General features: G+C 57.5%; 9 protein-coding genes and 1 pseudogene. 4 read left to right on the plus strand and 6 right to left on the minus strand.

Annotated features, from left to right (window positions below):
• Positions 1 to 55: 55 nt before the first annotated feature.
• The 6 genes and pseudogenes from TU76_RS10950 to TU76_RS10975 form a co-directional block, all read right to left on the minus strand.
• Positions 56 to 742 (minus strand): urease accessory protein UreF, encoded by a 687-nt coding sequence (locus tag TU76_RS10950; RefSeq protein WP_019828474.1) that lies wholly within the window; start codon positions 740 to 742, stop codon positions 56 to 58.
• Positions 743 to 763: 21 nt separating this feature from the next.
• The gene (locus tag TU76_RS10955) at positions 764 to 1,435 is read right to left on the minus strand and encodes an urease accessory protein UreE (protein ID WP_019828473.1); all 672 of its coding nucleotides are present in this window, start codon (positions 1,433 to 1,435) and stop codon (positions 764 to 766) included.
• An 82-nt stretch (positions 1,436 to 1,517) separates the two neighbouring features.
• Positions 1,518 to 3,236 (minus strand): urease subunit alpha, encoded by a 1,719-nt coding sequence (locus TU76_RS10960; RefSeq protein ID WP_046808628.1) that lies wholly within the window; start codon positions 3,234 to 3,236, stop codon positions 1,518 to 1,520.
• A gap of 195 nt (positions 3,237 to 3,431) precedes the next feature.
• Positions 3,432 to 3,833 (minus strand): annotated as a pseudogene (locus TU76_RS25850) (urease subunit beta); the annotation flags it as partial.
• A gap of 54 nt (positions 3,834 to 3,887) precedes the next feature.
• Positions 3,888 to 4,190 (minus strand): urease subunit gamma, encoded by a 303-nt coding sequence (locus TU76_RS10970; RefSeq protein WP_016781195.1) that lies wholly within the window; start codon positions 4,188 to 4,190, stop codon positions 3,888 to 3,890.
• Positions 4,191 to 4,679: 489 nt separating this feature from the next.
• Complete coding sequence (locus TU76_RS10975) at positions 4,680 to 5,780, minus strand: FUSC family protein (RefSeq protein ID WP_019828470.1); 1,101 nt, start codon at positions 5,778 to 5,780, stop codon at positions 4,680 to 4,682.
• 317 nt (positions 5,781 to 6,097) lie between these two features.
• On the opposite strand from TU76_RS10975, the gene TU76_RS10980 reads away from it, so the two are divergent.
• The 4 genes from TU76_RS10980 to TU76_RS10995 all read left to right on the plus strand — a co-directional run bounded on the left by TU76_RS10980 (position 6,098) and on the right by TU76_RS10995 (position 11,354).
• Positions 6,098 to 7,006 carry a LysR family transcriptional regulator gene (locus tag TU76_RS10980; protein WP_019828469.1) on the plus strand — a complete coding sequence of 303 codons (909 nt, stop codon included), beginning with the start codon at positions 6,098 to 6,100 and terminating at the stop codon, positions 7,004 to 7,006.
• Between the two features lie 327 nt (positions 7,007 to 7,333).
• Positions 7,334 to 8,866 (plus strand): MFS transporter, encoded by a 1,533-nt coding sequence (locus tag TU76_RS10985; RefSeq protein ID WP_046808629.1) that lies wholly within the window; start codon positions 7,334 to 7,336, stop codon positions 8,864 to 8,866.
• Entirely contained in the window at positions 8,863 to 9,927 is a 1,065-nt protein-coding gene (locus TU76_RS10990; protein WP_019828466.1) for an HlyD family secretion protein, read from the plus strand. The genes TU76_RS10985 and TU76_RS10990 overlap by 4 nt, the downstream gene beginning before the upstream one ends.
• On the plus strand, positions 9,924 to 11,354 hold the full coding sequence (locus TU76_RS10995) for an efflux transporter outer membrane subunit (RefSeq protein WP_046808631.1): 1,431 nt from the start codon (positions 9,924 to 9,926) through the stop codon (positions 11,352 to 11,354). Before TU76_RS10990 ends, TU76_RS10995 begins: the two co-directional genes overlap by 4 nt.
• Positions 11,355 to 11,374: the final 20 nt, after the last annotated feature.

Here is an 11,374-nt window from a genome sequence, read left to right on the forward strand (position 1 = left end):
TTACCAGATAGGGGAGCTGATTGAGCGTTGACCCTGTCAACGCAGGCCACGGGTGTCAGTTCATGAATAGTCGTACGTGGGCTTTGACGTGTACGGCGGCAAGCACATCGACGATGGGTACATAGGAGGACATTTGATCGATATCGCCGATTTCAGCGATATCGCAGAAGGCTTCAATGTCATGGTTGAGTTCGAACAGAATGTGCTGGGTGTCCAGGTGCGTGACCCGCATCAAGCGCATGGCGGCGCTGAGAATGGTCATGGCGACACCGTACTGGTGCATCACCACCACTTCCCTGGCGCCAATGCCCTGGGTCGACATCACTACGGCCTGGGTGACGGGGTAAGTACCCGCCGCATTGCCGGCCTTGATCTGCTCCAGCCACCAGCGGACCAAGGGTTTTTCGACGACATGGATCGACATTTCGGCCAGTTTTTTACCCATGCGGGTGGCCATCAGCCGACTTTCTTCGTTGAGCTTGCGGTTATTAACCGCCCAATCAGCGCGCAAAATTGCGTCGCGGTCGTCGGCGACGCAGGCCCGGTGGGCTGCGACGACGCCCATGCCGTCACAACTGGCCGCTTGTTTGAGAGCCGTGAGGACAAAACCCTTGAGGGTCGCGACATCGTGAACGATGCCTTTCTGAATGGCGGATTCCACGCCGTTCGAGAACGAAAAGGCACCGACTGGCAATACGGAATCGCCAAACTGCATGATGCGAATTAGATCTGATGCGTTCATCAAAGCGCCTTCTTGCCGGATTCAGTGCTTATGGCTGTGAAACGTATGGCCATTGTCGTGGCTGTGACTGTGCGAGTCTTTGCTGTGCAGGCCCTGGATCTTTAGGGCTGCGGCGTCCAGCTTGTCTTGCGGGCTGGCCACGTGAACGTGGGTGTCGGTTTCTTCGGCGCCGCCAAACAGCAGGCGTGCTTCTGAAGTAGTCAGCAGCGGCAGGATTTCAGCGCCGCCGACAAAGGCATACGGCAAATGTTGAAAACCGTGGGTGCGCATCACCGAGTCCATCATTTTGGTTTCGACCGTGAGAGGGATGTACACCTCGTTGTTTTTGGTCACGGCTTTCCAGTGTTGGTTGCCCAGGGCATGGCCCAGTTCAAAGCTGGTTTTGATCAAAACGTCCAGGGGTTGCTGTTTAAGTTCCTTGAGGTCAATCACCATCACGTCACGCAGATTCAGTTGCACCACCACCGCAGTGTTGGTGGCGTCGTCCCACAGCAGCACATCACCGTCGGACAACACGACGTTGCGCTCCAGCGAGATACCCAGGTCCAGACCGCCGAGACTGGTGCGCCGGCAGCGGCTTTTTTGCGCTTCACGCTGGTCCAGCACCAGCAGGTCGACATTGGCGCCTTCCAGTTTCTGTTTCCAGAGCGTGTCTTTCTTGGCGTTACCCAGAATGTGTTCAATCAAAATCACGTCGCAAACTCCTTCCCCGAATCATTTGCCGGGCGTTTGCCGCCGGGGATGAATGCGCTCCCGGCGGCTGCCCGTTCAGACTTTAGCCAAAGAAATAACGCTGGTTCATGGTGGCCACATCGATGGGTTTGCACGTGGCGTGCACACCGTCGACTTTTACGGCGAAGGTTTCAGGGTCAACTTCGATGTTCGGTGTCTGGTCGTTGCGCACCAGGTCTTTTTTGGACACGGTGCGACAGCCCCGGACTGCCACGACCTGACGTTCAAGCCCGGCTTTTTCTTTCACGCCGTCTTCAAGCGCCGCTTGCGAAACAAACGTGACGCAGGTGTCTTGCACGGTTTTACCGTACGCGCCAAACATCGGACGGTAGAATACGGGCTGCGGAGTTGGCAGGGAGGCGTTCGGATCACCCATTGCCGCCCAGTTGATCATGCCGCCCTTGATGACCATCTTCGGCTTGGCACCGAAGAAACGCGGGTCCCAGAGCACCAGGTCGGCCATCTTGCCGACTTCGACCGAGCCCAGCACATGGCTGATACCTTGGGCGAGCGCCGGGTTGATGGTGATCTTGGCCACGTACCGCAGTACACGGAAGTTGTCGTTGTCGGCACTGTCTTCCGGCAGTTTGCCGCGTGAAGCCTTCATCGCATGGGCGGTCTGGATCACGCGCAACCAGTTTTCACCGACCCGGCCCATGGCCTGAGAGTCACTGGAGAACATGGAAATCACGCCCATGTCCTGCAGCACGTTTTCGGCGGCAATGGTTTCCGGGCGTACCCGGCTTTCGGCAAACGATACGTCAGCCGGCACGTTGGGGTTAAGGTTGTGACAGACCATGATCATGTCGAACAACTCGGCCTGGCTGTTGACGCCGTAGGGCAGGGTCGGGTTAGTCGAACTCGGCAGCACGTTGCTCTGGCTCGCCACCTTGATGATGTCGGGGGCGTGACCGCCGCCGGCGCCTTCGGTATGGAAGGTGTGAATGGTGCGACCCTCGAAGGCATCAATGGTGTCTTCGACGTAACCACATTCGTTCAAGCTGTCGGTATGCACCGACACCTGGACGTCCATCTCATCGGCAGTACGCAGCGCATGGCGTATGGCGTTTGAAGTTGCGCCCCAGTCCTCGTGAACCTTAAGACCGGCTACACCGGCGATGATTTGTTCGACCAGCGGATCGCGGCCGAAGGAGTTGCCCTTGCCCAGCATGCCGACGTTGATCGGCAGACCTTCCAGCGAGCGCAGCATCTGGCGGATGTTCCACGGGCCCGCGGTCACGGTGGTGCCGTTGGTCCCGTCGGTAGGGCCGATACCGCCGCCGAAGAAGGTGGTCACGCCGTTGGACAGCGCGTGATAGGCCTGTTGTGGCGAGATCAGGTGAACGTGGGTGTCGATCCCGGCTGCGGTCAGGATCAAATGCTCACCGGAGATGGCGTCGGTGCTCACACCCACCACCAGACCGGGGGTCACACCGCTCATGGTGCCCGGGTTACCGCTTTTGCCGATACCGACAATCTTGCCGTCACGCACGCCCACGTCGGCTTTGATCACGCCCTGGATCGCGTCGATGATGGTGACGTTGGTGATCACCAGGTCCAGTACGCCATTGTCCCGGGTCAGGGTGTTGTCAGCCCCCATGCCGTCGCGCAGGGATTTGCCGCCGCCGTAGACGGATTCTTCGCCGTAACCACGTAAGTCCTTTTCAATCTCGACAAACAGATTGGTATCACCCAGGCGGATTTTGTCGCCCGTGGTTGGGCCGAACAGGCCTGCATATTCTTTGCGTGAAATGGTTGGCATCGGTGGCTCCTTTTCTAATGCCGCGCGGGCGTCAATGACTAAACGGCGCGAGTGCAAAATATGAAAATGCTGTGGTTACTTGTCGTTGGTGGGCTTGGCCGGCTTGGAAAATTTGAAGCCGTGATCGACCGCGCGCTGAATGGCCTGGAGTTTTTCCGGGCGTTCATGGTTGCTGGTCATTTTGTCCGGTGCCCAGCCATCGACCAGGTTGTTGAAGCCGTAAAGGGTTTGCTTGCCACCGTACGGAATCAGCGGCACTTCAATTTCATCGCCCGGCTCGAAGCGGATGGCGGTGGTAGCCGAGATGTTCAGGCGCTTGCCAAAGGCTGCGGCACGATCGAACTCAAGGGCACGATTGACTTCGAAAAAATGAAAGTGTGAGCCGATCTGGATCGGGCGATCGCCGGTGTTGCGCACTTTGACTTTGGTGACGGGACGGTCTTCGTTGAATGTGATCGGGGTGCTGGCGAAGATGGTCCCGCCCAGAGGCACGTCAGCTTCATTGCCCTTGTGTACGCCGCCAGGGTTTTTGGCGTGAGGGATGTTGTGCTTCGGGTGGGTGTCCTGGTGCGGCCCTGCGGTCTCTTTAGTGCTCATGACTGACTCCTCAAAACGTGAAAGTTTTGCGTTAACCGGGTTTGGAACAGGCGGTTACTTGATCGGGTCATGGACCGTGACCAGACGGCTGCCGTCGGTGAAAATCGCTTCGACCTGAACGTTGGGAATCAGGTCGCTGACACCTTCCATCACGTCATCTTTGGTCAGCACTTTGCTGGCCTCGGTCATCACATCTTCAACTGACTTGCCGTCTCGCGCGCCTTCCAGTGCGGTCACGGTGATAATTGAAACAGCCTCTGGATAGTTCAATTTCAAGCCGCGAGCCTTGCGCCGGAATGCGACGTCCGAGAGGGTGTAAACCATCAGCTTTTCGACTTCTCTGGGGGTGAGCTGCATAAGCCCTCCTATCTACAGTGCGGTAAGAATTAAAGTTCTGGAGTGCGTGTCAGGCGTGCGCGCATGCAAAACACTCCACACGTCGGGACCGTGCAAAGGCTGGTTGAGGTTTGAGTGGTTTTTGGGTGCAGGTGGTCGTTTCATGGGCTCAACCGTTCAAATCCATTAATACGGGTGCGAGCAGAGCCTAGACCATAATTCTCGGCAGGCCAGGTGAGGCTGTAGGGTGGTAACAGGGTGTTGACAAAGTCTGGAATTGGCTGATTTTGATTTTTATTGTTTTAAAACAATAAATTACATATTTTTTATTTGCTTTTTTGGCTGGTGTTTATAGCTAAATACGCATTTTTAGAGTCCGAAAAATCCTCATCTTTTGTGCGTTAAGTCATCTAAATGGGTCAAGAGCATTGGATTAATAGGGCCTTATGCAAGCGTCATAATTCTTGCACGAGACCCCGCGAATTCACCATTCAGGCAGCTGCCATGAGGTTATTTCTGATCCGCCGGCTTGTCGTTTTTAAACAAGTGCTTGTGGGGGTTCGGATAGAGTGCGCTGTGCAGTTGATCATTGAGTTCGGTCAGTTGTCTGAGCATTTCCAGGCTCAGCCACACATAGGCATAAAAGGGTGTTTCGCTGATCTTGCCATCAAGACTCTTGAGCACAAGTTCATGCAGGTCGTGGGTTTTTTGCCGCAGTTCGCCACTGATCTGGTTGTTTGAAATGCCCAGGGTCAGCTTGTTCTGGAGTGATTCGAGCGCTTGCGGGATCAGGTGGTGGAGGTCGCTCAATGCCGGTTCGCTCTCAATCAGCAGATGGCTTTCGCGTGAAGACCAGTATGCATCGATCATCAGGCTCATGGTCGCCAGCATGTTGCGGTGCAGGGTTTGCACTGCCTCGAACACGTGTGGCTTGAGTTTGGTCTCTTTGCTGGCGGGAGCGATATAGCTGCGCAACTTGATGATCGTGTCCAGCTCATCCTTCAGCTCATCCTCCAGATCGGGCCGCTCGGCGATCCGGGGGGAAAAGTACGCCGAATACAGTTCGTTGATCTTGCCCAGACTTGCACTGAGTTTGATCCGCAGATCGGTGTAGGCCCTTAACGGGTAAATGCTGGTGTAGAGCATGGCCAGTATCGAACCTGCCAGTACGTAACCACTGCGGGTGAGTGCGGACTCCATGTCATTGGGCGGTGCGCAACTGACCACTGCCAGCGTTGCGCCGATCAGCAGGGCCATATAAGGATGCTTGCCCAGCGTCAGGTAGCCTGCGATGAACATCAGGACGCCGGACCACAACAGCATGAGGGAAAACGAGTAGGTTTCCAGGTACAAACCCACGAGCCCCGACAGCGCACCAATGATGGTGCCACCGGTACGTTGCACGGCTCGTGACGAGACATTACCCCAATAAGGCTGCGGCCCCATCACGATGAGCATGGTGATCAGGGCATAGGAGGCGCCGTCGAGCTTGAAGTAACGAATGACAACGAAGGTAATCAGGAACGCCAGACTGATACGGGTGGCATGGATCCAGTGGTTGTATTTGCAGGCCAGTTTTTCCAGATTTGAAATCTTTTTGCCCAGCTGCATAGAGTCCCCAATCGTTGTAATGGATTGGGCTGCCAGCGTAGTTCAGGATGGGTGGCTCCACCACTCAGGATGGCTCTACTTTGGGGCGGGGGAGAAATGGCAGGCGTAAAAAAGGCCATTACCATCATGGGGATCCGGTAATGGCCAAAAATCTCAACCAAAGAGAGCGTCAGGCATCAACCTGACGGGCGGCAATGTATCAATGTCACTCTTAGTTAGCTAGCTAAGTGTGAGCGAAACTGTTTTACCTGATGCGCAATAATGGTGCATTACGAGCCGGCTAGGCATGACATGCGTTACCCGATACCCTTTAAGGCATGCAAATACCTGACTTGAATCTGCTGGTTGCCTTGAATGTCTTGCTCGAAGAGGGCTCTGTGGTGGGCGCTGCCCGGCGCATGAACCTGAGCGCTCCGGCCATGAGCCGCACCTTGACCCGAATCCGTGAAGTCTTGAATGACCCTATTTTGGTGCGTTCCGGCCGTGGGCTTGTGCCCACACCCAGGGCGCTGGAATTGCGTGAACAGGTACGCGGTGTGGTTGAGTTGGCCCACGGGATCTTCACTCAAAGCCAGAACAGTGATTTGCGTGAGCTGGAGCGCACGTTCAGCATTCGCGCCAACGACGTATTTTTTGGCGTGTATGGTGCCGCTTTACGCCAGCAAATAGCCCTGGAAATGCCCAAGGCCACCTTGCGGGTCGTGCCGGAAGGTTTTACCGATGATGAAGCGCTTAATGAAGGGCGTATTGACCTCACCATCTGCGCCACTAACCGCTTCAGCTCGGATATCAAGGTTCAAAAGCTGTTCACTTGCCCGTTTGTAGGGCTGGCACGGGAAGGTCATCCCATCTTCGACCAGCCCATTACACCCCGACGCTTTGCCGGGTATGACCATATCAGTGTGTCCCGCCGGGGCCATGCCCGGGGGCCGATTGATGTGGTGCTGGCTGAACAGGGGCTGGAGCGTCGGGTGTCATTCACTACGCCGACTTTCTACTCGGCGATCTTTGCGCTGGCTGGCGCCGACCTGATTCTGCCGTTGATGCCCCAGGTGCTGCTTAAAACCCTTGAACCACTGGGCCTTAAATTGCGTCCGTTCGAGTTGCCGATCCAGTTGCAGCCGGTTGAAATCGTTCAGGCCTGGCACCCGCGCCTGGACAACGACCATGCCCACCGCTGGCTGCGTCGAACCCTCAAGACTTTCTGCGATAACGCAGTGGTGTGAGCCTTAATCCCTGTAGCAGCTGCCGAAGGATCGAGGCTGCGTCCGAGTGCGAAGCACTCGCAAGATTTTAGTCGCGTCATTACTGTTTAACCCGTTAGCTGATATATGGCGGCTTCGCTACCGGACGCAGCCTCGTTCCTCCGGCAGCTGCTATGGGCAAAAGTTGGCATCCGCAATAATTGCGTCTGACGCACTCCACAGTTAGCTATTTATCAATTTTTATAGCAATGCAAGCTGATTAAACTTTCTGTCATCTATAAAGACGACGGAGTCAGCCATGTACTGGCGGTTTGATCATGGGCGCAGTCTGGCGTCTGGAGCAGGGGTGTGACTGCGCTGGTTGCAGGTGCAACCACCCCGGCACCCGCCATCAGCACGGCATTTGGGCTGCGGATTTTTACGGGTCTGCTGGGCGTGTTGCTGGCGGTGCTGGTATCGGGTTTCAACGAGAATGTAACCAAGGTGGCCATGCCCGATATTCGTGGGGCAATGGGCATCGGTTTTGACGAAAGTACCTGGTTGCTGGCGGTGTATTCGGCCACGTCCATCAGTGCCATGGCTTTCGCGCCCTGGTGCGCGGCAACCTTCTCTTTGCGACGGTTTACCTTGTGTGCCATCGGTGCTTTTTTGCTGTTGGGCATCCTCTGCCCGTTTGCGCCTAATGTCGATGTGCTGATGTTGCTGCGCACTTTGCAAGGGTTTGCCGGTGGCGCCTTGCCGCCAATGCTGATGTCGGTGGCGCTACGGTTTTTGCCGCCGGGCATTCGTCTATACGGGCTGGGCAGTTATGCGCTGACCGCGACCTTTGGCCCCAGTTTTGGTACGCCGCTGTCTGCCTGGTGGGTGGAGTACGCCGGGTGGCAGTGGGCGTTCTGGCAAATCATCCCGCTGGGTCTGTTGTCGATGGCTTGTGTGGCCTGGGGTTTGCCCCAGGACCCATTGCGGCTGGAGCGTTTCAAGCAGTTTGACTGGCGAGGCCTGCTGCTTGGCTTGCCGGGCCTGATCATGCTGGTGCTGGGCCTGGAACTGGGCCAGCGGCTGAACTGGTTCGAGTCGCCGATGATTCAGTTTTTTATTGTCGGCGGCACCGCGCTGATGGTGTTGTTTTTTATTAATGAATGGTCGCATCCGCTGCCGTTTTTCAAGTTGCAACTGTTGAAAATCCGCAACCTGGCTCATGCCCTGCTGACGTTGGGCGGGGTGCTGTTTGTGTTGTTGGCGGTGATCAAGATCCCTTCCAGTTATCTGGCTCAGGTGCAGGGTTACCGTCCCCTTGAAACCGCTCCGGTCATGTTGCTGGTGGCGTTGCCACAGTTGATTGCGCTGCCGCTGGTGGTCGCGCTGTGCAACCTGCGCTGGGTTGACTGCCGCTGGGTACTGGCCATTGGTCTGGCGCTGTTGGCGCTGGCGTGCGGCCTCGGTTCGCAGGTGACCTCAATGTGGAGTCGCGAGAATTTCTATGGGTTGCAGGCGATTCAAATCATCGCACAGCCCATGGCAGTAATTCCGTTGTTGATGCTCGCCACGGGCGGCCTGAACCCGGCTGACGGCCCGTTTGCATCGGCCTGGTTCAACACCGTCAAAGGCTTTTCAGCGGTTGCCGCGGGCAGTGTGCTGGGTGTGTTGACGCTCAACCGCGAGCACTTCCATTCAACGATGTTGCTCGATCGCCTGGGTAACTCGCCGCTGGTCAGTACCGGGGCAGATCTGGCGCATCGGGTTCATCAGCAGGCGGTGGTGCTGACGTCTGCCGACCTCTATCTGTACATGGCCGCCTTGGCGCTTCTATTGATTGTGTTAATCCCTTTTGGCCCCACGCGGATCTACGCGCCGGGCACACCTGTTGGAGCAGTGAAATGAGTACAACAAGCGGGCGCAAGCCTTTGGTCATGGTCGGCGTGGGTCTGGTGGCAGTTATTGTGCTGTACGGGTTGTGGCGGCTGGTTTTCGGATCGGGTGCAGTGCAGAGCACCAATGATGCGTTTGTCAGCGCCGATTACACTTTGATCGCGCCTAAAGTCGCAGGGTTTATCGATGAAGTGCTGGTGCAGGACAACCAGCCGGTCAAGGCCGGGCAGTTGTTGGCGCGGATCGATCCTCAGGACTATCAGGCTGCCGTGCAAGCGGCGCAAGCCAGCGTGGCGAGCGCTCGGGCGCAGCAGGCCAATGCACTGGCGATGCTTGAGCGTCAACGCTCGCTGATCGAACAGGCCAAGGCCACGGTCGATGCGGACCTGGCGCAGGTGGAGTTTGCCGAACATGAGTTGCAGCGCTATCAACATCTGGCGGGGCAGGGGGCGGGAACGCTGCAGAACTCCCAGCAGGCGAAAAATCGTTCGCTGACCGCCCGGGCCGAGTTGGCCCAGCACAAGGCCGCCATGGAAGCTGCCCGTCAGCAAACCCGTGTGCTGGCCGCCCAGGCCACCGCGGCGCAAGCGTCGGTGGACTATGCCGAGGCCTTGCAGGCACGGGCCGAGCTGGACTTGTCCCACACCCAACTGACGGCACCTTTTGACGGCGTTGTAGGTCGGCGCAGCGTGCGTCTTGGCGCTTACGTCAAGCCCGGGGATACCGTGCTGGCGGTTGTACCGCTGGCGGACGCCTTTGTCGTTGCCAACTTTCTAGAGCATCAGTTGACCCACATGCAGGCCGGGCAACGTGTGACGATCAAGGTTGACAGTTTCCCCGGCCAGACCCTGCAAGGCACCGTCGACAGTATTGCTCCGGCTACCGGTGTGACGTTCTCGGCCATTGCCCCGGATAACGCAACGGGCAACTTCACCAAGGTGGCGCAGCGCATAGCGGTGAAAGTCACCCTGGATCAAGGGCAGTTACTGGCCAGCCAATTGCGCCTCGGGATGTCGGTAGATGCATCTATCGACACGGCCACAGCGCACGATCAACAGGTCAGCGCACGATGAAAAACACTGCATTGATCTGGGCTGTGGCCTGTTACAGCGTGTTGAGTCTGAGTGGTTGCGTGGTAGGTCCGGACTTCCAGGCGCCCGTGCCCAAGATTGCAAAAAACTGGGCGCCCGTGGCCACTGAAGCGGGGCATAGCGGGACGCTCGAGTCAGCAATCGACCCGCGTTGGTGGGACACTTTTGGCGATCGTCAGCTGTCGGCATTGGTGCGCGAGGCGCAGCAGAGCAACTTTGATGTGCAACTGGCGGCCAGTCGCCTGGAGCAAAGCCTTGCGATACGCCGTCAAATAAACGCCGACACCTTGCCTGAGGTGGACGGTACGGCCAGTTACAGTCGCAGCCGTAACAGTCAGGTGGGCTTGAATGACCCTTCGGGGCACAGCGGCAAGCAGGCGTTCAATCTGTGGAATGGTGGCCTGGGTTTTAGCTGGGAAGCGGACTTGTGGGGCAGGGTCAAGCGTTCGGTGGAAGCGGCTGATGCATCAGTGCAAGTGGCGGCAGAGGATCGTCACGGGGTGCAGTTGCTGGTGATCGTGCAGACCGCGCAGCACTATATTCAGCTGCGTGGTACGCAGCAGGCACTGGCGGTGGTGGAGCAAAACCTGCAGATCGCCCGCCGTAGTCTGGAGCTGACTCAATTGCAGCTCAAAGAGGGCGTAGCCACTGACTTGCAAGTGTCGGAAGCCGCCGCTCAGGTAGCCGAGATCGAAGCGCGCATGGCGCCGTTGCAGCAGCGTAGTGCGCAATTGATCAATGCTCTGAGCATGCTGGTGGCTCGTGAACCAAGGGCCTTGCAGCAGCTATTGAACGCAGCGGCGCCCGTGCCGGCCTATGGCGCGGATGTACCGATTGGCTTGCCGAGCGAGTTGGCGCAGCGACGCCCCGATATCCGCCGTGCCGAGGCACAATTGCATGCAGCCACGGCTGCTATCGGTATGGCCAAGGCGGACTTTTATCCACGTATTACCTTGTCTGGAAGCCTGGGGATGCAAGCCATGCAACTGTCAGATCTGGGCAGCTGGGGCTCGCGCAGTTTTGCGTTCGGGCCGGGGTTGAGCGTGCCGGTGTTTGAAGGTGGACGTTTGCAGGGTGCGTTGCAATTGCAGGAAGGGCGTCAGCAAGAGGCCGGCATTGCCTATCAAAAAACCGTATTGCGGGCCTGGCATGAGGTGGACGATGCACTGGTAGCGTATCAGGCCAACCAGCGTCGTCGTGACAGCCTGCAGCAGGCGGTGGTGCATAGCCAGCGTGCGCTGGATAGCGTCCATCAACAGTACACCCAGGGTACGGTGGACTTTCTGAACGTATTGACCGTTCAAAACGTGCTGCTGGCCAACGAAGCAGCGCTGGTCGACAGCACCGCCCAGGTGTCGCTGTCGCTGGTGGATGTGTTTGGGGCATTGGGTGGAGGGTGGCAGGGGTAGTTGCCTGGGGGCGGGGGCCT

Source organism: Pseudomonas psychrophila (assembly GCF_001043005.1).
Classification (GTDB): Bacteria; Pseudomonadota; Gammaproteobacteria; order Pseudomonadales; family Pseudomonadaceae; genus Aquipseudomonas; species Aquipseudomonas psychrophila.